Here is a 20,464-nt window from a genome sequence, read left to right as displayed (position 1 = left end):
CCAGCTCGTCTAACGCCTCACGATAGACCCAGAACGGCCAACCAGCCGGGCAAGCTGCTTGAAGCGGCTACCGACGCGGTCGGCGACGAGGTCGCCGAGCCGGTGCTCGAACACCAGCATCAATTTGCGGCTCTGGCTGCGGAAATGCGTGGCGGGCAGGACGCCCGGACGCGCCGCCGAGATCAGGTGCGCGACGCGAAACGCAGCGCCCAGCAGGCGTGCGCGTTCGAGCTGGGCCGGTGTCAGCAGCTCCTGCGTGGTGGCCGGTGGCTGGTTCTCCTCGCTGAGGCCTGCATAGCGATAGAACACCGATAGTCCGACGAAGGCGCGCTCGGTGTGGGTGATCGCACCGAAATTGCCGTTGACGACGAGGCTCAGCGTCTGCTCGCCGCGATGGTCGGGATGCACGCGCCAGCCGATGTCGGAGAGCAGGCACGCGGTGTGGCGGAGGCGACGGTCCTCTTCAGTCTCGCGCACCTTGACCACGCGCACCAGGCGGTCGGTCCAGGCGATCAGCTCGCGGGCGTGTTTCGCCGAGCGTGACAGCAACTGGTTCAGCTCCTCGGCCGCGCAGATCAGCCCGTCCTTGTTGCGCTCGGACTCCGATAGCTTCTCGTGCAACAGGCCTTCGCGCACGCCGAAGGTCGAGAACACGATCGTCTTGGGTTTGGCGACGCGGATGATGTGCTCGAGCACCAGCGCTGCATAGGTGAGGAGCGGGCGCCGCGCATCGGCGACGATCTCGATGTCGGCAAGCATGTCGGCGGCAGCGAGGCGCCGGAGGCGGCGCGAGAAGTCGAGCGCCTCGGCGGCCGAAATCGAATAGCCGTGCATCACCTGGAGCGGATAGCCGCTCTGGATGATGTGGATGCGCGCGAGCGCGCGCCAGGTGCCGCCGACGGCATAAAAGGTGCGGCCGCGGCCTGCTGTGAGTTGCGGCACCTCGTCGAGCTCCTCGCGCACGATGCGATCGGCGCGCTTGAGCGATTTGTGCGCGAGGTCCTGGAGCGCGAGTCCGCCGAGCGGCAGCGTCACGCCGCTGCGTACGGCGTTCTTGCGTACGTCGATCAGCTCGAGCGAGCCGCCGCCGAGGTCGCCGACGATGCCGTCGGGAATGTGGATGCCGGAGATCACGCCGAGCGCCGACAGCCGCGCCTCACGCGGACCCGACAGGATCTCGATCGTCACCGCGCAAATGCGCTCGGCCCTGGCGATGAAGTCGGGGCCATTGGAGGCGTCGCGGCAGGCCGCGGTCGCAATCGCGAACACGCGCCCGACCTGCATCACGCGGCACAATGCGCGGAAGCGCTTGAGCGAGGTCAGCGCCTTGTCGACGGCATCGGGGGCGAGCAGACCCGTGCTCTGCACCTCGCGTCCGAGGCCGCACAGCGTCTTCTCGTTGAAGATGGGGATGAGGCTCCGCGACAGTCCCTCATAGACGACGAGACGGACCGAGTTGGAGCCGATGTCGATAACCGCGACGCTCGAGCCGCGCTTGCGCGGCCGCTTCACGTCGCAGGTCCCGAATCAGGATTGATGGCGTTCGTTCCGGCGCGTGAGACGACGCGGCGAGGATTCCTTGAGCGACTTTCCACGGCCAGACAGACTCGGATTTGTCATGAAGTAGTTGTGGACGTTGAAAGGCTCCTCGCCTTTCGCGGCCTTCATACGCGTTGAAGACCCATCCGGCAACAACTGCCAGCTCTGCTCATTGTCCTTCAAGTTCGCGACCATGATCTGTTCGAGAACCTGCTGATGCACCGTGGGATTTTGCAGCGGACACAGCACCTCGACGCGGCGGTCGAGGTTGCGCGGCATCATGTCGGCGGAGGAGATATACACAGCCGCTTTCGCGCTCGGCAGGCCTTGGCCCATGCCGAAGCAGTAGATTCGGCCATGTTCCAGGAAACGTCCGATGATCGATTTGACGCGGATGTTCTCCGAGAGGCCGGGGATGCCGGGCCGGAGGCAGCAGATCCCGCGCACCACGAGCTCGACCTGCACGCCCGCCTGGGAGGCCTCGTAGAGCGCGTCGATGATGTCGGGGTCGACCAGCGCGTTCATCTTCATCCAGACTGCGCCGGGCCGGCCGTGCCGCGCATGCGCGGTCTCGCTTTGAATGTGCTCGATGATGCGTTTGCGCAAGGTCAGTGGCGACACTGCCATCTTTTCCAGATCGCTGGGCGCGGCATAGCCGGTGATGAAATTGAACACGCGCGCGGCATCGCGGCCGATGGTCGGATCGGAGGTGAAGTAGGAGAGGTCGGTGTAGATGCGCGCGGTGACCGGGTGGTAGTTGCCGGTGCCGGTATGGACGTAAGTCGTCAGGCTGCCGCCCTCGCGGCGCACGACCATCGAGAGTTTGGCGTGCGTCTTCAATTCGAGGAAGCCGTAGACGACCTGCACGCCGGCGCGCTCGAGGTCGCGCGCCCAGCGGATGTTGGCTTCCTCGTCGAAGCGCGCCTTGAGCTCGATCAACGCGGTGACGGACTTGCCGGCCTCGGCGGCCTCCGCCAGCGCGCGCACGATCGGCGAGTTGTTGGAGGTGCGGTAGAGCGTCTGCTTGATCGCGACGACGTCAGGATCGCGCGCGGCCTGCTGCAGGAACTGCACGACGACGTCGAAGGATTCATAGGGATGGTGGACGATCAGGTCCTTCTGCCGGATCGCGGCAAAGATGTCGCCGCCATGCTCGCGCACGCGCTCCGGATGGCGCGGCACGTAGGGGGTGAATTCGAGATCGGGCCGGTCGAGGCGGGTGAGCTGCGAGAGCTCGTTCATGGCCTGCACGCCGTCAACCAGGAAGACCTCGTCGTCGGCAGCCGAAAGCGCATGCTGCACGAAGCTGCGCAACTGCTCCGGCATCTTGGCGTCGATCTCGAGCCGGATCACCGATCCGCGGCGGCGCCGCTTGAGCGCGGTCTCGAACAGGCGGACAAGGTCTTCGGCCTCTTCCTCGATTTCGAGCTCGGAGTCGCGGATGATGCGGAAGGCGCCCTGGCCGTGCAGATTGTAGCCGGGGAACAGGCGGTTGATGAACAGGGCGGTGGCCTGCTCCAGCGAGATCAGCCGCACCGTGCCTTCGGCCGGCAGGCGGATGAAGCGGTCGATCTTGCCCGGCATGCGGATCAGCGCGTTCATTTGCTTGCCGTCGGCGGCGCGCGTGAGCTGGAGCGCTATGGTGAAGCCGAGGCTCGGAATGAACGGGAAGGGGTGGGCGGGATCGATCGCGAGCGGCGTCAGCAGCGGGAACACATTGTTGAGGAAGTAGTCCTCGATCCAGGCCCGCTCCGCCTTGGTGACGTCCCTGCCGTCGACCAGCACGATGCCGACCTCGGCCAGCGTAACGCGCAGATCGCGCCAGATCGCCTGCTGGTCGGAGGCGAGCTGGGAGACGGTGCGGTTAATCAGCGCGAGCTGCTCCGACGGCGTCAGGCCATCTGGACTGCGCTCGGCAATGCCCTCGCGCACCTGGGCCTTGATGCCAGCGACGCGGACCATGAAGAACTCGTCGAGGTTATTCGCGGAAATCGACAGGAATCTCACCCGCTCCAGCACGGGGTGGCTGGGATTGACCGATTCCTCCAGGACGCGGCGGTTGAAATGCAGCCAGGACAGCTCGCGGTTGATGAACCGTTCAGGGCTGGATGCGATCGCCGGCAAACCCTCGATTTCCGGGACTTTCTCTTTGATTTCAACAGCTTGCGCAGAGTCCATCAGAAGTCGGTCCATCTAGTTCGCCCCCATTGCGACTTACGCGCAAAATCGGCGGGAGCATGTGTTAGAGCGATGACGTTTCGATGACATTGATGTTCCGCCGCTGCGCCGCGTCAAGGCGGGTTTCAGGCCGCTTTGGGAGACCGCGAGCCGGTCAGGCGTCTCGGAGCAACTCAGCGGCCAGCGCCCGGGTGACGGGGCGGCCGAGCCGCAGGGCTTCGCTGTCGAGCAGTTCCACGGCCTGCCGGGCGGCGGCCGAGGACCGCTCCAGGCGGGTGGCGAGGTAGCCGACCACGCTCTCGTCGACGGTGAGCTGGCGGTCGGCGCAGAACTTGACGATCAGGCCGCGGAAGAGCTGGTCGTCGGGGGGCTGCAGCGCGACCACCGGAACGGCCCGCAGACGCGAGCGCAAGTCGCGAAGCTCGATCTCGAGCGCGGCCGGCGCCTCGCGTCCGGTGAAGAGGACGCAGGCACCGTCCTCGCGGGCGAGGTTCATCAGGTGAAACAGGGCGCGCTCGTCAAAATCCCTTGTCTTGAGATCCTCGACCACCAGGGCGCCGGTGGCGAGCGCGCCCGGAACGCCTGCGGCAGTGAGTGCATTGGCGGTGGTCGAACGGGCGCCTGATACTTCGGCCCAGATCGCGGCGAGATGGCTCTTGCCGCTTCCTTCCGGCCCGGCCAGCCACATGATCCGGTTCGGCCATTCCGGCCAGCTGTCGATCAGGCCGAGACCGGCCGCATTGGCCGGGCCTTCGAGGAAATTGTCCCGGCTGAGGCTCTCCGCATGCGGAAGTGAAAACGCCAATTGTCGGGGATGAACGCGGCCTGCCACGCTTGCTTTGCTCCATGCCGGCACGCCGGCCCGTCTGAAGAGGTTCGACTTGATCGTGCGGGACTTGGCCTTTTGCCAGGCCGTATCCTCACTTCATTTGGCCTCGATCGTGCTCATGTGCTTTAGCCACTCGACGAGATAGAGCGACACGGAGGAGAGCGTGAAGACCGTGACGAGGCCCATCAGGATGATATCATAAGGTGCCGGCTTGAAGCCGAAGGCAAGCGCCGCCAACACCAAGGCCGCGAACGCCACCTGTGCCACGGTGTTGAGCTTGGACACCTTCGACGGCTTCATCTTGACCGGCCGGTCGAACAACCAGGATACGATCACGGCGGCAACGATCATGATGTCGCGCGAGACCACCAGGATCACGATCCAGCGCGGGATCGCGCCCCAGATGCCGAGCGCCATGTAGATCGAGACCAGCAGCGCCTTGTCCGCGAGCGGATCGAGTAGGGCGCCGAGTTCGCTGGTCATGTTGAAGCGCTTGGCCAAGAAGCCGTCCACGGCATCGCTGATGCCGGCGATCAGGAAGACGGCGAACGCCACCTCCATTTGGCTCGACACGATGGCCCAGACGATGATCGGGACCAGCATGATGCGGCCCAGGGTAATGATGTTCGGAATACTCACGAAAGCGCTTCCCGGCACCCGGTCTGACCTCGATCCGGCCCCTCAGGAGGCTGAACCGGTTGATATCTCTACATAGTATAGGGAGGAGCGCCATGCGAGCCATTGCGCGTCCCCGGAATTCGACGTAACCAGCCGCGAACCCACTGGAAATCGGGCATGACCGACCGCAAAAACGGCCTCACTTACGCCGATTCAGGCGTCGATATCGACGCGGGCAACCGATTGGTCGACCTGATCAAGCCGATGGTGCGCGCCACCGCACGGCCGGGCGCGGATGCCGAGATCGGCGGCTTCGGCGGTCTGTTCGACCTCAAGGCGGCCGGTTTCAAGGACCCGGTCCTCGTGGCCGCGACCGACGGTGTCGGCACCAAGGTCAAGATCGCGATCGAGACCGGTCTGCATGGCGGCATTGGCATCGACCTCGTGGCCATGAGCGTCAACGACCTCGTTGTGCAGGGCGCCGAGCCGCTGTTTTTCCTGGATTATTTCGCCTGCGGCAAGCTCGACCCCGAGGCCACCGCCGCGATCGTCGCAGGCGTTGCGGAGGGCTGCCGCGAGTCCGGCTGCGCCCTGATCGGCGGGGAGACCGCCGAGATGCCTGGCCTCTACAAGGACGGCGACTACGACCTCGGCGGCTTTGCCGTCGGCGCCGCCGAGCGGGGCACGCTGCTGCCGCGCCAGGACATCGCGGCGGGTGACGCCGTGATCGGTCTTGCCTCGTCGGGCGTGCATTCCAACGGCTTCTCGCTGGTGCGCAAGATCGTGGAACAATCCGGTCTCGGCTTCTCGGCGCAGGCGCCGTTCGCGCCCGTGATGACGCTCGGCGGCGCGCTGCTGACGCCGACGCGCCTCTACGTCAAATCCTGCCTGCGCGCGATCCGCGAGACCGGCGCGGTGAAGGGGCTCGCTCACATCACTGGCGGCGGCTTCACCGACAACATCCCGCGCGTCCTGCCCAAGCATCTCGGCGTCGGCATTGATCTCACCCGCCTGCCGGTGCTGCCGGTGTTCAAATGGCTGGCCGCGCAGGCCGGCATCGCCGAGCTGGAAATGCTGCGCACATTCAACTGCGGCATCGGGATGATTGCGATCGTCGAGCCTGACAAGGTCGACAAGGTCGTCGAGGTCTTCACCGACGCCGGCGAGACCGTGGCGCAACTCGGCACCGTGATCCCGGCCGACGGCGAGCACCGCGTCGTCTATAACGGCCGCCTCGATCTGGCGCTATGATGAGGCGCCGCGTCGCCATCCTGATCTCCGGGCGCGGCTCCAACATGGCCGCGCTGATCAGGGCCGCCGCCGCTCCGGATTTCCCGGCGGAGATATCGCTCGTCATTTCCAATAAGGCCGATGCGCTCGGACTCGAACGTGCCCGGGCGAGCGGCGTGAAGACCGAGGTGATCGAGAGCAAGCCGTTCGGCAAGGATCGCGCCGGTTTCGAGAAGGTGCTGCAGGCCGCGCTCGACGAGCACGGCATCGAGCTGATCTGTCTCGGCGGCTTCATGCGCCTGTTCACGGCTGAGTTCACCAAGGCCTGGTACGGGCGGATGCTCAACATCCATCCCTCGCTGCTGCCGTCGTTCCCCGGCCTCGATCCGCACGGCCAGGCCCTGCGCGCCGGGGTGAAACTGTCCGGCGCGACGGTGCACTTCGTCATCCCCGAGACCGATGCCGGGCCGATCGTGATGCAGGGCGCGGTTCCCGTCAGCGACCACGATACAGCGGATACGCTGTCGGAGCGCATCCTCGAAGTCGAGCATCGCATCTATCCAGAAGCGCTGCGGCTGCTGGCGACCGGCAAGGTGCGGATCGAGGGCGACGTGTGCAGGACCGCGGGCAGCGCGGCATCGGAGAATTTTTTGGTTGCGCCGGTGGTGGATTGAAGCGCCGTCGCGTCTGGGGCCCAAACAAAATCCCCCGGCAGCGCCGGGGGCAACGTCATGATCTCTCGCGTGCCGTGAGAGACATCAGGAGATCTTGAGGTTCTCTGCGGATGTCTTGCCGCGGTTCTCCACGAGGTCGAATTCAACCACCTGGTTCTCATTGAGGGTGGAGAGTCCGGCGCGCTCGACGGCGGAGATGTGGACGAACACGTCCTTGTCGCCGCCGTTCGGCTTGATGAACCCATAGCCCTTGGTCGGGTTGAACCATTTGACGGTGCCCTTTTGCGGCATCTCTCGTCTCCTCCACTAGGTATAAAAAAGACGCGGCCGCTTTTTCGCGTGCCACGCCACAAACGGGCCTCCGGAAGTCTGTTCGAGTCTTGAAGCGCAATGTCGCGAAACGCACAGCAAACGGCCAATTCCGATTGTGACCGATATTGCAACATGAAAATCGCCGCCTAGCAAGCCGCGCACGGATTTCAAGACCAAGCCAGGCGCCTTCAAGCGCAATTTGCGACCTGTGGCAGCGGAACCACAATCGGTGCAATACCCTCGGCCGTCATGCGCCAACCGGTTGACCCCTAGTGGCAGTTCGGCACAAATCGCCGCAAGCGTCGCAGACCGTGTTGCATTTTTGCGCGCCGTCACTTTGCTTCGGGATTTATCGTCATGTGCTGCGCTGCGCAGCTTTCCGGGACACGGCAGACGATCGGGCTGGACCGCGTCCGCCGGATCGCGGCTGCGCTTGCAATGGCGTTTGCGCTGGTCATGATGATGGCGGCAGTGACGCCCAGCTTCGCGCAAAGCCCGACACCCACGCCCACCCCGACGCCCACCCCGACGCCTACGCCGTCACCGACCCCGATCCCGTCGCCGACTTCGACCAATTACGATCAGTCAGCCGGCAGCAGCACACTCAATCTCGGCTCTAACTTCCTGGAACGGCTCGGTAACCAGGCCTCGAATGGTTTCAACAGGGCGTTCCGCACCAATCCCGGCGGCGGCGGCGCGTCGGCGAGCACGGAAGATCCGCGCTACCGCACCTGGTTCGAGGGCTATGGCATCTCGGTCCGGACGGATGCGCAAGGAGACTTCGTCGGCGACAAGCGCAAGACCTTCGGCGGCGTCGCCGGTTTCGGCGCGCGGCTCACACCCGGCGTCAACGTCGGATTCTCCATCGACCAGAGCCACACCGACATCGACGTGCCGCTGGCGCTGCAGTCGGCAACGCTCGACCTCACTCAGCTCGGCTTCAGCGGCTCGGTCGACAAGGGCCCATGGACCTGGGCCTTTGCCGTGGTGCACGGCTTCGGCAAGGTCCGTTCCAGCCGCGACACCGGCCTTGGCCTTGCGACCGCGGGCTATCGCGCCGCCATCGACGGCGCGCTGACAGAGATCAGCTATTACTGGACCAAGGACCAGATGCGCATCGTGCCCAAGGGCGCGTTGGAATATGTGCGCGCCACCAGCGCCGCATTCCAGGAGACCGGCGGTCTCGACCCGCTCAATGTCGGCTCGACGGCGCTCTCGCGCGCGCGCATCATGATCGGAGCCGAGATCGGCCGCTATTTTTTCGTCGATCAGAAGATCCTGGACCTGTCCGCCTACGGCAAGTTCGTCGACAATTTCCACCAGGACCTGGGATCCATTCAGGTCAGCCTGGGCGCCCAGAACATCATTGTCCCCGGTATCGGCGAGAGCCGCTACGGCGTGGATGCCGGTGCCTCGGCTTCGCTCAGCCTGACCAACGTGGCTCGGCTTTACCTCAACTACGACGGCAAGTTCCGCAACGAGCTCATCTCGCACCAGGGCACGGTCGGCTTCGAATACAAATGGTGATCTGAAGTTCGCTGGCGCTCACGTCGGCGTTGCCGCGACATAGCCCGCCAATCCAAACCCCTCGCGCGCGGCCGTCATCATCGGCACCAGCGCGTTCGGATGGATGAACTCATCGCGGAAGCAGGGATAGGTCCTGGCATCGAAGATCTTCTTCAGCCAGTCGACGACGATCTTGTGCCGCTCGGAAGTGCGAAACTCCTTGTGATAGGTGAGCCAGAGATCGGCGTGGTGGCTGACGCCGAGATCGACGGCAACGAGCGGCGCACCGAGCGCGATCGACACCGTCGGCAGGAAGCCGATGCCGGCGCCGCGCTCCACCGCATAGAGCACGCCGACCGAGGAGTTGGTCTTGATCCCGACGATGCCTTCCAGCGATTGCAATCCGAGCACGCGGGCATAGGCGCCGTCGTCGACCTGCGGCGCGCTCTGCTTGATGATACGATGGTTCTGCAGCTCGGCGAGCGTTGCCGGAACGCCGTAGAGGCTCTCGTACTCCTTGGAGACGAAGGGATAGATGTGGAGGCGGCCTAGCTTGGCGACGATCAGATCGGGATTGGTCGGCGGCTCGAGCTGGATCGCGATATCGGATTCGAGCCGCGCGACGTCGGCCTGTTCCATCGCGCAACGAAGGTCGACGGTGATCTTGCGGTAGGTCTTCTGGAAATCGATCAGTCGCGGCAGGATCCAGAAATTGCCGGGCCCTTCCGTCACCGCGACGCGTACGGTGCCCGAGGTGTCGCTCGAGGATCGCGAGGCGCGGCGGAAGACGTTGAAGGCATGACGCTCCATATGCGTGACGTCGGCGATCATCGCGGTGCCTTCATCGCTGAGCGTGAGTCCGCTCTGGTCGCGCAGGAACAGCTTGCACCCGATGCTCTCTTCGAGCCGGTCGATGCGGCGCATCAGAGTGGTGGAGGTGAGCCCGAGCTCTTCGGCGGCATTGCGGAAACTTTTATATTTTGCGCACGCTAAAAACAGCTTCAAATCGTCCCAGGACGCGCCCAGGGCTTCTTCACGGTGCTGCATGATCGCAGCACCCCGGTGCAATAACTGCTGCATACTCCTGGTCCCCAGCCGCTAAGCTCATGGGCATAGCGGGGCATGAAAGTCTCGAACGATAGAGGCGTGATATGAGTATGGAAAGGGGCTCGTTTGCCGCAAGGCATGATTTCGATGCCTTGCCGCTCAGCCCGGATATCGACGTCCGCTGTGCGCAATTTTCCGAAATTGCGGCGCTTTCGGAGATGGCGCGCCGGCTCGTGCCGGGCGTGCAGATCGGCGCCGTGGAGCTTGCGAGATACTTCACTCTCGATCCCCAGAGTATTCTGACGTTCAGCCGGAAAGGTAAGCTCGTCGGCGGCATGGCCTTCCTGTTTCTCAACGATCGCGGACACGATGCGCTGCTGCTCGATGAGATCTGCCTCACGGCGCCCGAGACGCGTTATCTCGCATCGACGAACGAAGACGTCGCTGCCATCTACATCTGGGCGATCGCGGCGACGGGCCGCGGCATCGCCGGTCTGGGCAAGGCCGCTGCTCATCTTCGCCAGATAAGGTTTCGCGGCGCGGATTGCTATGCGCAGCCGTCAACGGTGGCCGGACGCGAGATCATGAAGGCGACAGGCTTTGCGCCTGTCCCGAGTTTCCAACCCGACCTTTGGTGCTACGAGCGCCCCTGGCATCGGCAGCCGATGCGCATGCCGGGCGCGATCATCCAAGCAAGGAGCTTTGCAGATGCACGGCACTAGAATTCCTCTTGCCAAGCCCGACTCCCGCGCCATCACCATCCGCCTCGCGCGCGATCCCAGCGATCTCATGCTGGTCACCGCCATTCGCTCGGCAGTCTATCTTGCCGAGCAGGATTGTCCGTTCGAGGAGGAGTTCGACGGCAACGACATGGTCGCCGCGCATTTCATCGGCTATGTCGGCAACGAGCCCGCGGGCTGCCTGCGGGTCCGCTTCTTCGGGGATTTCGCCAAGGTCGAGCGGCTCGCGGTGCGGCACCAATACCGGCGTTCGCGCGTCTCCTTCAAGCTGGTACAGGCCAGTGTCGACTATGTGAAGCGCAAGGGTTTTCGCAAGATCTACGGCCAGGCGCAGGACCGGCTGGTCGACTTCTGGGCCCATTTCGGCGCCAAGCCGCTCGGTCACAACCGCAAGATCACCTTCTCGGATTTCTCCTACACGGAGATGCTGCTCGAGATCGAGCCCGGGCCGGACGCCATCACGCTGGACAGCGATCCTTACGTGATCATCCGTCCGGAGGGCGATTGGGACCGGCCGGGCGTGCTCGACGCCTCGGCGGGGCGGGCGGTGACCTCGCCGCTGCGGGACCTCGCACTCGCCGATCGCTGAAACGGATGCAGCTGCGCGCAACAAAATGCTGGCTTCCATCCACGATGATCCGCCGATCCTGGTCTGCGCGGATCTTCAGATCGAGTACCTGACCCCCGGCCGCCGCCACGTCATCCTCGACGGTGATGCGGCGACGGCGCGTTGCCTGGAGCTCCTGACGCTGTGGCGCGCCAATCTGTGGCCAGTGATGCATCTGAAGCGCATCGCGCAGGCGGCCTGGTTCAATCCGGCATCCAGGCTGACCGATTGGATCGCGGAGACCAAGCCGCGACCGGGAGAGATGACGTTCGAGCACCCGTTGCCGTCCGCCTACAGCTCGTCTCGGTTTGTGGACTATATGTCCAGTATCCGCACCACGCGGTGCATTCTGATCGGCTTTTCCCTGGACGAGACCATCCTGGCCACCGCCGTCGACGGGTTTCACCGCAGTCATCGCTACCAGGTTGTCACTGACGCCGTGGCATGCCGGCAGCCGGGCGCGGACGGTGCCGCCGCCTACAGGCATGCGGTAGTGAATGTCATCGGGAACTTTGCTACAATTCAGTCCAGCGCCGAACTGATCAGAGCCAGCGGCGTCGTTGCGATGTAGGCGGCCGCAACCGACGGATGGGGTGAGAGATTGTCACGGGGAGACGAGCTCAAGGAGCTGGCGAGCGATCTGTCGCGTGCCGCCGAGAAGGCGCGCAGGCTTGGGTTGCCCACGACAGTCTATTTGCTCTCGATGGCGCTCGTAGAGGTGAGGGAGGCCGTTGCCGCCACCGACGAGGGGGACGACGACGGCGCAGCGTGAGGGCTACCCCAGCGCGGTCATGTCATGTGCGGCTTTGTGCAACGCTGCTGAGCGCTTGCTGCCGACACATTGACGTTGCAAGTTCTGCGTTGTCGCAATAGCCAAGTATCTTGATCATCGGGTGATGACGCCGGCTATGCCTGCGACGTGACGCTTTCAAGGATCTTCGCAAATGTCCATGCTGCCCAATTCGCAAGAGGCCCGGGATGTGGCCTACCAGCTCCATCCCTACACCAACGCGCGCTCGCATCAGCAGGCCGGTCCCCTGGTGATCGAGCGCGGCGAGGGGCCTTATGTCTTCGACGCGACGGGCAAGCGCTATTTCGAAGCGATGGCCGGCCTGTGGAGCGTCGGGCTCGGCTTCAACGAAAAGCGGCTGGTCGAGGCGGCGCACAGGCAGATGCAGGCGTTGCCGTTCTACCACACGTTCTCCGCCAAATCGCACGGGCCCTCGATCGACCTCGCGGAGAAGCTGGTCGCGCTCGCGCCGGTGCCGATGAGCAAGGTGTTCTTCACCAATTCCGGCTCGGAAGCCAACGACACCGTGTTGAAGCTGATCGCCTATCGTTCCAATGCGCTCGGCCAGCCCCAGCGCAAGAAGGTGATCAGCCGCCTGCGCGCCTATCACGGCGTCACCATTGCGTCGGCCAGCCTCACGGGCCTTCCGAACAACCATCGCTCGTTCGACCTGCCGCTGCCGAACATTTTGCACACGGGCTCGCCGCATTTCTACAAGGACGGCGCGCCCGGCGAGAGCGAGGAGGCGTTTGCCACGCGCAGGGCCGAGGAGCTCGATGCCCTGATCCAGAAGGAGGGGCCGGATACGATCGCGGCCTTCTTCGGTGAGCCGGTGATGGGAGCGGGCGGCGTCATCGTTCCGCCGGCGACCTATTGGGACAAGATCCAGAAGGTCCTGAAGAAGTACGACATCCTGCTGGTCGCTGACGAGGTGATCTGCGGCTTCGGCCGCACCGGCAAGATGTTCGGCTGCGACACCTATGGCATCAAGCCCGACGCGATGGTGGTCTCCAAGCAGATCACCTCGAGCTATTTCCCGCTGTCGGCGATCATGCTGAACGATCGCATGTTCGAGCCGATCGCGGACGAGAGCAACAAGATCGGCGTGCTCGGCCACGGATTCACCGCGGGCGGCCATCCCGTCGGCGCGGCGATCGCGCTCGAAAACCTCAAGATCATTGAGGAGCGCTGCCTGGTCGCGCACGCGGCCGAGCTCGGCGGCTACATGCAGGGCCGCTTACGTGAGCTCGCCAGCCATCCACTGGTCGGCGAGGTCCGCGGTGTCGGCATGATCGCAGCGCTCGAGCTCGTGCTCGACAAGGGACGCAAGACCGCAGCGGCCACGCCTGGCGCTGTCGGCGGCATCGCCAGCCGCATGCTCCAGGAGCGCGGCGTGATCTCGCGCAACATGCTCGATGCCATCGCCATCTGCCCGCCGCTGATCACGACCAAGGCCCAGATCGACGAGCTGGTCGCTGCGATCTCGGGCGTGCTGAACGACATGAAGGCGGAAGTGGCGAAGCTGACGCCGGCGTAGGGCACGCTATTGCGTCAAATTCCGTCATTGCGAGCGTAGCGAAGCAATCCAGAGTCTTTCCGCGGAGGCAGTCTGGATTGCTTCGCGACGCTCGCAATGACGATGTGGAGGCGGCGAGCCCTACGCTCGCTGCACCCCGATCACGCGGCCTTTCTCAATGGCCAGCGCCAGCTCGCCGCGCTTCAGTTTCAGTGCGGCGTCGCCGAATAGCTCGCGGCGCCAGCCGTGCAAGGCTGGCACGTCGGCCTCGTCGTCCGCCGCGATCTCTTCGAGATCGTCGACGGTCGCGATCACCTTGCTCGCCACGGCATGGCGCTCGGCGGTCATCCGCAGCAAGACCTTCAGCAACTCGACAATGGCGGCACCGTTGGAGTTGTTGCGTGGTTTCTCAAGCTTGGGCAGTTTCGAGAAATCCCGCGCCAGCCCGCGCTCGACCGCGGCGACGATGTCCGCGCCCCATTTGGATTTCTCGAACCCCTTCGGCACCGAGCGCAGATGCGCGAGCTTCTCCAGCGTGGTCGGCGCGTGGGTCGCGATGTCGGTGATGGCTTCGTCGCGCAGCACGCGGCCGCGCGGCACGTCGCGGCTCTGCGCCTCCTGCTCGCGCCAGGCCGCGACCTCCATCAGCACCGCGAGGTCCTTGGGCTTGCGCACCCGCGTCTTCAGCCGCTCCCAGGCACGCTCGGGGTGGAAATCGTAGGTGCGGGGCGAGGTCAGAACCTCCATCTCGATCGAGACCCATTCGCTGCGGCGGCGCTTCTTGAGGTCGGCGTCGAGCGCCGCGAAGACGTCGCGCAAGTGCGTGACGTCGGACACCGCGTAATGCATCTGCTCCTTGGTCAGCGGCCGCCGCGACCAGTCGGTGAAGCGGTGGGTCTTGTCCGGACGGTGACCGGTGACCTTCTCGACCAGCGCGTCATAGGCAATGCTGTCGCCGTAGCCGAGCACCATTGCGGCAACCTGGGTATCGAACACCGGATGCGGGATGATGTTGGCCTGGTGCCAGATGATCTCGATGTCCTGGCGGGCCGCGTGGAAGACCTTCAGCACGCCCTCGTTGCCCATCAGCTCGAAGAACGGTTTGAGATCGATGCCCTCGGCCAGGGCGTCGATGACCACGGCTTCCTCGGCGCTGGCCATCTGCACCACGCATAGCAGCGGGTAATAGGTGGTCTCGCGCAGAAACTCGGTATCGACTGTTATGATGGGGTGCTTGGCCAGCCGGCTGCAGGCAGCCGCGAGGTCAGCGGTGGTGGTAATCAAATCCATGAACGGCCCATGACACTTAATATCAGCCGTTCTGCCGAAAGTGCTGTGATGTCAAGGGGCTCTAAACGAATTCAAGCCCTGCATCGGACCGGAATCGGAACTTTCCGACCAAATTCCTATTCGTAACGGACCCGCTGCGAGGGTTTTCGCGCGCAGGGCAGCGCCACCACGATCACGCACATGGCGACCAGAGCCAGTCCCAGGAACTCGAAAACCAACAGATCCACGGCGAAATCTCCAGAAACATTGATAGATTTGTCGGGGGTACGTTGAGGGTCTGTTAATTCTCGTGGTTACCGGCCCGCTCGGCCGCCGGATGGTGGACGGGGAGTTAATGCCGGCAAGGTCACCGTCACGTCATCAGCTTCGGCAGAGCTGAAGCCAAGGTATCCACGGCGGTGCGGACCTTTGGCGGCAGCCGGGGCGAACGGGGCCACAGCGCGTGGCAGTCGTAGAGGAATTCCGGCTGACCACTGAAGAGACGAACCAGTGCGCCAGTGTTGAGGCGTTCGCGAACCAGCCAATAGGGCAGCCAGGCGAGGCCCATGCCTTGCGTGGCGGCATCGGCGATCGCCTCCAGATCATCGAACCTCAGCCTGCCCAAGGGCATGATCGCGCGCGGAGACACGTCTTGCTGCGGAAACAGCCACGGCCTGACGCGCCCCGAGCGACGATAGATGATCGCCTGATGTGCGGCGAGGTCGTCGAGCGATTTTGGCTTGCCGTTGGTACGCAAATACGAGCGCGCGCCGCACACCACCATGCGCTGGCTTGCGATGCGCCGCGCGATCAGACCGGACTGGTCGTCGAGATCGCCGGTCCGGATCGCCAGATCATAGCCGGCTTCGATGATGTCAGCGATCGGATCGCCGAAGGAGAGGTCGAGCTCGAGATGCGGATGTTTCCGCGCGAGCTTCATCAGCAACGGAGCGATGCAGTGCCGTCCCAGCAGGGCCGGCATGGTCACGCGCAGCCTGCCGCGCGGCTCGGACAGTTCGTCGGACACAACGGCGTCGGCGGCTTCCGCCTCGGCGAGCACCACGCGGCAGCGCTCGTAATAGGCCTGGCCGGCCTCCGTCAGGCTCTGGCGCCGCGTGGTGCGGTTGAGCAGGCGGACGCCGAGTCTGTCCTCGAGAAAGCGCACATGCTTTCCGACCATCGGCCCCGACATCTCCAGGGCGTCGGCCGCGGCCGCGAACGAGCCGAGATCGACGGCCCTGACGAACACGGCCATGCTGGTCAGGCGGTCCATGATTGAAAACTCCTGGTTTCGACTGTTCACTTGACTGGGGCGATTTATCCGCTTGCCCCGGGTCGGCCTAGCTCCATTCAGTTCAACTGTTTTGGAGTGTATCCATGGCCCGCGCCGTTCGCTTTCATCAGCATGGTGGTCCCGAAGTGCTGCGCATCGAGACCGTCGATGTCCCGCCGCCGGCAACGGGCGAGGTACAGATCCGGGTCAAGGCACTCGGTCTCAACCGTGCCGAGGCCCTGTTGCGAAGGGGGACTTATATCGAGAGCGCGACATTTCCGTCAGGGCTGGGTCTGGAGGCGGCAGGCATCGTCGAAGCGGTCGGGGATGATGTGACCAGGTTTGTGCCAGGCGACATCGTGAGCATCGTCCCGCCGCTGTCGATGGTGCGATGGCCGGCCTATGCCGAGCTCGCGACCTTTCCGGCCGAACTCATCGTGAAGCATCCGCCGGAGCTTGGCTTCGAGGCGGCAGCTGCGGTGTGGATGCAGTATCTGACGGCATATGGCGCGCTGGTCGACATCGCCGGACTTGGGCGAGGGGACATCGTTGCCATCACGGCGGCATCGAGCAGCGTCGGGCTCGCGGCGATCCAGATTGCGAACCGGATCGGCGCTGTCCCGGTTGCCGTGACGCGGACCTCGATCAAGCGGCGGGCTCTGTTCGATGCCGGCGCCGCCCACGTTGTTGCCTCGGACGAGGAGCTTGTTGGAGCGCGACTGCTGGAGATCGCCGGTGCGAAGGGCGTCCGCGTGGTATTTGATGCCGTCGGTGGTCCCGCATTCGAGCCATTGACCGCGGCGATGTCGCCGGGCGGGATCCTGATCGAGTATGGCGGCCTGAGCCCCGAGCCGACGCCGTTCCCGCTCCTCAACGTACTCGGCAAGAGCCTGACGCTGCGCGGCTACCTCGTGCACGAGATCGTCCGCGATCGCGCGCGCCTTGCGAAGGCAAAGGCGTTCATTCTCGACGGGCTGTCGGACCGCACCTTGAAGCCGATCATCGCCAGAACGTTCCGCTTTGAGGACATCGTCGAGGCGCATCGCTTCCTGGAGTCAAACAATCAGTTCGGCAAGATCGTGGTAACGATCTAATCATGCGCAGTCTCAAAACGCATTCGGCGCCCCGCATGACGGAGCGCCGAAGTTTGTTTGCGCCATGCGTAGCCGGCCTTACGGCAGCTTCAGCGAGGTCTCCGCGTTGTACGGTTTCAGCGTCTCGTCGGCGGCCTTCTGGGCGGCGGCGAGGGCTTCCTTCGGCTGCTTCTTGCCGTTCAGGACCAGCATGACCTCGTCCTCGAGGTTCTTGCGGACCGGGACGGTCTTGTAGGTCGCGAACCACGGTTTTGCGACGTCGAGCTGCTCGACGGCGGTCTTGGCGTCCGGGTTCTTGTTCAGGAAGTCAACCATCTCTGGCGTCTTGTAGGCGGCCATGTTGGGCGCGAAATAGCCGGTGGCGCGGCTCCACCAGCCGCTCTTCTCGGGCGAGGTCATCCACTTGATCAGCGTCCAGGCGGCCTTCTGCTTGTCGGACTCGAGCCCGGCCGGCATGATCAGCGAGGCGCCGCCGATCGGCACGGCGTTGCGGACGTTGCGCGGGATGAAGGCGACCTTGTAGGCGAACTTGGCGTTGTCGCGCACGTAAGTGAGCGAGCCCGTCGAGAGCATCATCATCGCGGCGTTGCCGGAGATGAAAGAAGTGCTGACGGCCGGACCAGGCGTGGCGCCGGGCGGATGCACCTTGTGCTTGGCGATGAGATCGTTCCACCAGGTGAGTGCGCCGAGCATCGAGGGCGTGTCGTAATAGACCTCGCCGCCGAACTCCTCGTTGTAGTAGCGTCCGCCATTGCTCATGGTGAGCGTCTCCATCATCCAGCCGCAATAGTCGTAGGCGCAGGGGATCGCGATGCCCCATTGGGTCACCTTGTCGCCGTCGCGCTTGGTGAGCTTCTTGGCCCAGTCGGTAAGCTCGGCCCAGGTCTGCGGCGGCTTGTTCGGATCAAGGCCGGCTTCCTTGGCCTTGTCGGCATTGATGTAGAGCAGCGGCGTCGAATTGTGGAAGGGCACGCCGTAGACCGAGCGGTTGATCACCGCGTTGCCCTGCAGCGCCGGGAAGAACTGGCCCAGGAACTTCTCCTTGGTGGTGCCGTCCGCAGCAATCAGGCTGTCGAGATTGGTGAGCTCGTTTTCGATCTGCATGTCGAGCAGGAAGTTCGCCGACATGATCACGGCAGCCGGCGGCTTGCCGGCCTTGATCGCGGCGCGCGTCTTGATCAGCGTGTCGTCATAGGAGCCGGTGTAGACCGCCGTCGCCTTGACGTCGGGATGGGTCTCGTTGAACTCCTTGATCAGGGTGCCCATGTCGCGGGCGAGCTTGCCGTCGACGGGAACGGGGAAGAACAGGTCGATCTCGGTCGGGCCTTCGCCGGCGAGGGCCGGGAAGGTGATGGCGCCTGCCATAGTGCCTGCCATGGCAAGGCCGAGCATGAGCCTGCGGGAGAACAGCATCGGAAAATCTCCTATTTGATGCCTGAGGTGACGAAAGAGCTGATGAAGCGTTTCTGGAAGATCAGGAAAACGACGAGCAGCGGCGCGATCACCATCAGCGTGCCTGCGGCGATCGTGCCCCAGGCCTGCGTGCCTTCGGCGGTCTTGGTGAACACCGAGAGGCCGACCGTGAGCGGCCGCTTGTCCGGCGAGTTGATCACCATCAGCGGCCACAGGAAGTCGTTCCAGTGGCTGGTCACGGAGATGATGGCGAAAGCCGAGAAGCTCGGCAGCGACAGCGGCACGTAGATGTGGCGGATGCGCTGGAGCAGGCTGGCGCCGTCGATCAGGGCTGCGTCTTCCAGCTCGGTCGGGATCGCCTCGAAAGCCTGGCGCATCAGGAAGGTGCCGAAGGCGGAGGCGAAGAACGGCATCATCACGCCGGTCAGCGTGTCATAGAGGCCGAGCTGCGCCACCAGCGATAGGTTCGGCACGATCAGCAGCACCGGCACCAGCATCAGCTGCATCAGGAACAGGTAGAAGATCAGCGTCTTGCCGGCGAAGTTCAGGCGCGCGAAGGCAAAGCCTGCGAGCGTGATCGTGACGAACTGCACCAGGAGGATGCCGGTGCAGATGATCGTGGTGTTGATCGTGTAGCGCGGGAAATCGCCGATCTCCCAGGCATCCCTGACATTGTCGAGCGTCGGCTTCAGGCTCGGCATCAGCTCCGCCATGGCGTTGATGCCGTCAGAGGCCGGGCGCAGCGTCGCCACGACCATCCACAGAAAGGGGATCAGCCAGACGATCGCGAGCAGCACGGTCAGCGCAAAGCCGAGCTTGGGCGTGATCTCGTTGCGGGTGGCGAGCGGGGCGTCCTTCCACAGCGCATCGATCAGCTTCATGGCCCGCCCTCCCGGTTCGCCATGGTGCGGAAGGATAGTGCGGTGAGCCCCATCAGCGCGGCGAGGGTCAGCAGCGTTGCCGCCGAGGCCTTGCCGATGTCGTAATGCTCGACCGCCTGCTGGTAGATGTAGAACAGCACGAGATTGGTCGAATTGGACGGCCCGCCCTGGGTCATGACGAAGACGTGGTCGACCTGCGTCACCGCATTCAGCGTGGCGATGACGGTGACGAACAGGAAGGTGGGCTTGAGCTCCGGCAGGATGATGTGGCGCAGGCGCATGTAAGGTCCCGCGCCGTCGAGATGTGCGGCTTCCATCACGTCCTCGGGCACGGCCTGAAGGCCGGCGAGGAAGAACAGCATGTAATAGCCGGCGTTCTTCCAGATCGTGATGATCATGATCGCATAAAGCGCGATGTCGGGGTCGCCGAGCCAGTTCGGCAGCACCGGCAGCAGCCGGCCGATGTAATAGTCGAGCAGGCCGACATTCGGCAGAAAGATGAACAGGAACAGCGCCGATGCCGCGACCATCGGGATCAGCACCGGTAGGAACAGCGCGGCGCGCAGCGCGCTGTTCACGGCATGGGTGCGCGACAGCGCCAGCGCAAACAACAGCGCAAGTCCGATGCTCGGCACCGCCGTGCCGACGGCGTAGATCAGGTTGTTGACGACCGCGCCGGTGAAGGCGGGGTCGGCGAGCACCGCGCCGATATTCTCAAAGCCGACGAAACGCACCGGCGCCTTGGGCGTGGCGCGCTGATAGAGCGCGTCGATGACGACGCGGCCCATCGCGCCATAGGTGAACAGCGCGAGGAAGATCAGCGAGGGCAAGAGCAGCAGATAGGCCGGCAGCGAGGCTTTGAAGCTGCTCGTGAAGCGCTTCAGGACGTGCAGACGCGGTGCCGCCGACGTCGCGACCGGGAGAGCCGCGGGTTCAGCGAGGCTCATC

20 protein-coding genes are annotated in these 20,464 nt (G+C 64.3%); 9 read left to right on the top strand and 11 right to left on the bottom strand.

The window, feature by feature from the left end; genetic code table 11:
- Positions 1-9: 9 nt before the first annotated feature.
- The 4 genes from ppx to P6U29_RS23855 all read right to left on the bottom strand — a co-directional run bounded on the left by ppx (position 10) and on the right by P6U29_RS23855 (position 5,185).
- Entirely contained in the window at positions 10-1,512 is a 1,503-nt protein-coding gene (gene ppx / locus P6U29_RS23870) for an exopolyphosphatase (RefSeq protein ID WP_407112562.1), read from the bottom strand.
- Positions 1,513-1,527: 15 nt separating this feature from the next.
- On the bottom strand, positions 1,528-3,717 hold the full coding sequence (locus P6U29_RS23865; protein ID WP_407119409.1) for an RNA degradosome polyphosphate kinase: 2,190 nt from the start codon (positions 3,715-3,717) through the stop codon (positions 1,528-1,530).
- A gap of 154 nt (positions 3,718-3,871) precedes the next feature.
- Complete coding sequence (locus tag P6U29_RS23860) at positions 3,872-4,549, bottom strand: chromosomal replication initiator DnaA (RefSeq protein ID WP_407112561.1); 678 nt, start codon at positions 4,547-4,549, stop codon at positions 3,872-3,874.
- A 93-nt stretch (positions 4,550-4,642) separates the two neighbouring features.
- The gene (locus P6U29_RS23855) at positions 4,643-5,185 is read right to left on the bottom strand and encodes a CDP-alcohol phosphatidyltransferase family protein (RefSeq protein ID WP_407112560.1); all 543 of its coding nucleotides are present in this window, start codon (positions 5,183-5,185) and stop codon (positions 4,643-4,645) included.
- Positions 5,186-5,341: 156 nt separating this feature from the next.
- On the opposite strand from P6U29_RS23855, the gene purM reads away from it, so the two are divergent.
- Positions 5,342-6,415, top strand: a complete 1,074-nt coding sequence (gene purM, locus P6U29_RS23850; protein WP_407112559.1) for a phosphoribosylformylglycinamidine cyclo-ligase — start codon at positions 5,342-5,344, stop codon at positions 6,413-6,415.
- A complete protein-coding gene (gene purN / locus P6U29_RS23845; protein WP_407119408.1) occupies positions 6,415-7,068 on the top strand; it encodes a phosphoribosylglycinamide formyltransferase in 654 nt (217 codons plus the stop codon). Before purM ends, purN begins: the two co-directional genes overlap by 1 nt.
- Before the next feature lie 84 nt (positions 7,069-7,152).
- Here the strand turns inward: purN and P6U29_RS23840 are convergent, their stop codons facing one another.
- Complete coding sequence (locus tag P6U29_RS23840) at positions 7,153-7,359, bottom strand: cold-shock protein (protein WP_407112558.1); 207 nt, start codon at positions 7,357-7,359, stop codon at positions 7,153-7,155.
- A gap of 378 nt (positions 7,360-7,737) precedes the next feature.
- On the opposite strand from P6U29_RS23840, the gene P6U29_RS23835 reads away from it, so the two are divergent.
- Positions 7,738-8,907, top strand: coding sequence for an autotransporter outer membrane beta-barrel domain-containing protein (locus P6U29_RS23835; protein WP_407112557.1), 1,170 nt, complete (start codon positions 7,738-7,740; stop codon positions 8,905-8,907).
- An 18-nt stretch (positions 8,908-8,925) separates the two neighbouring features.
- Here the strand turns inward: P6U29_RS23835 and P6U29_RS23830 are convergent, their stop codons facing one another.
- Positions 8,926-9,966: a LysR family transcriptional regulator gene (locus P6U29_RS23830; protein ID WP_407112556.1), complete on the bottom strand. Its 1,041-nt coding sequence runs from the start codon at positions 9,964-9,966 to the stop codon at positions 8,926-8,928.
- A gap of 71 nt (positions 9,967-10,037) precedes the next feature.
- Between P6U29_RS23830 and P6U29_RS23825 the strand changes: the two genes are divergently transcribed.
- The 5 genes from P6U29_RS23825 (at position 10,038) to P6U29_RS23805 (ending at position 13,607) form a co-directional block, all read left to right on the top strand.
- Positions 10,038-10,655: a hypothetical protein gene (locus P6U29_RS23825; protein WP_407112555.1), complete on the top strand. Its 618-nt coding sequence runs from the start codon at positions 10,038-10,040 to the stop codon at positions 10,653-10,655.
- Positions 10,642-11,262, top strand: a complete 621-nt coding sequence (locus P6U29_RS23820) for a GNAT family N-acetyltransferase (protein WP_018645421.1) — start codon at positions 10,642-10,644, stop codon at positions 11,260-11,262. The genes P6U29_RS23825 and P6U29_RS23820 overlap by 14 nt, the downstream gene beginning before the upstream one ends.
- 25 nt (positions 11,263-11,287) lie before the next feature.
- A complete protein-coding gene (locus P6U29_RS23815) occupies positions 11,288-11,851 on the top strand; it encodes an isochorismatase family protein (protein ID WP_407112554.1) in 564 nt (187 codons plus the stop codon).
- A 30-nt stretch (positions 11,852-11,881) separates the two neighbouring features.
- Complete coding sequence (locus P6U29_RS23810) at positions 11,882-12,052, top strand: hypothetical protein (RefSeq protein WP_407112553.1); 171 nt, start codon at positions 11,882-11,884, stop codon at positions 12,050-12,052.
- 172 nt (positions 12,053-12,224) lie between these two features.
- A complete protein-coding gene (locus P6U29_RS23805) occupies positions 12,225-13,607 on the top strand; it encodes an aspartate aminotransferase family protein (protein ID WP_407112552.1) in 1,383 nt (460 codons plus the stop codon).
- 120 nt (positions 13,608-13,727) lie between these two features.
- Here P6U29_RS23805 and rnd read toward each other — a convergent pair whose 3' ends face one another.
- A complete protein-coding gene (gene rnd, locus P6U29_RS23800) occupies positions 13,728-14,876 on the bottom strand; it encodes a ribonuclease D (protein WP_407112551.1) in 1,149 nt (382 codons plus the stop codon).
- Between the two features lie 352 nt (positions 14,877-15,228).
- The gene (locus P6U29_RS23795; RefSeq protein ID WP_407112550.1) at positions 15,229-16,128 is read right to left on the bottom strand and encodes a LysR family transcriptional regulator; all 900 of its coding nucleotides are present in this window, start codon (positions 16,126-16,128) and stop codon (positions 15,229-15,231) included.
- Between the two features lie 104 nt (positions 16,129-16,232).
- On the opposite strand from P6U29_RS23795, the gene P6U29_RS23790 reads away from it, so the two are divergent.
- A complete protein-coding gene (locus tag P6U29_RS23790; protein ID WP_407112549.1) occupies positions 16,233-17,222 on the top strand; it encodes a zinc-dependent alcohol dehydrogenase family protein in 990 nt (329 codons plus the stop codon).
- Positions 17,223-17,300: 78 nt separating this feature from the next.
- On the opposite strand, the gene P6U29_RS23785 is transcribed toward P6U29_RS23790, so the two are convergent.
- Genes P6U29_RS23785 through P6U29_RS23775 form a run of 3 tightly spaced genes read right to left on the bottom strand, consistent with a single transcriptional unit; the run spans position 17,301 to position 20,463 of the window.
- Complete coding sequence (locus P6U29_RS23785; RefSeq protein ID WP_407112548.1) at positions 17,301-18,635, bottom strand: ABC transporter substrate-binding protein; 1,335 nt, start codon at positions 18,633-18,635, stop codon at positions 17,301-17,303.
- A gap of 11 nt (positions 18,636-18,646) precedes the next feature.
- On the bottom strand, positions 18,647-19,516 hold the full coding sequence (locus P6U29_RS23780) for a carbohydrate ABC transporter permease (RefSeq protein WP_407112547.1): 870 nt from the start codon (positions 19,514-19,516) through the stop codon (positions 18,647-18,649).
- Positions 19,513-20,463, bottom strand: a complete 951-nt coding sequence (locus tag P6U29_RS23775) for a carbohydrate ABC transporter permease (RefSeq protein WP_407112546.1) — start codon at positions 20,461-20,463, stop codon at positions 19,513-19,515. Before P6U29_RS23775 ends, P6U29_RS23780 begins: the two co-directional genes overlap by 4 nt.
- Between the last annotated feature and the right edge of the window lies 1 nt (position 20,464).

The sequence above is a fragment of the Bradyrhizobium sp. LMG 9283 genome, from assembly GCF_045571415.1.
Taxonomy (GTDB): Bacteria; Pseudomonadota; Alphaproteobacteria; order Rhizobiales; family Xanthobacteraceae; genus Bradyrhizobium.
This window is presented reverse-complemented; position numbering and strand designations above follow the sequence as displayed.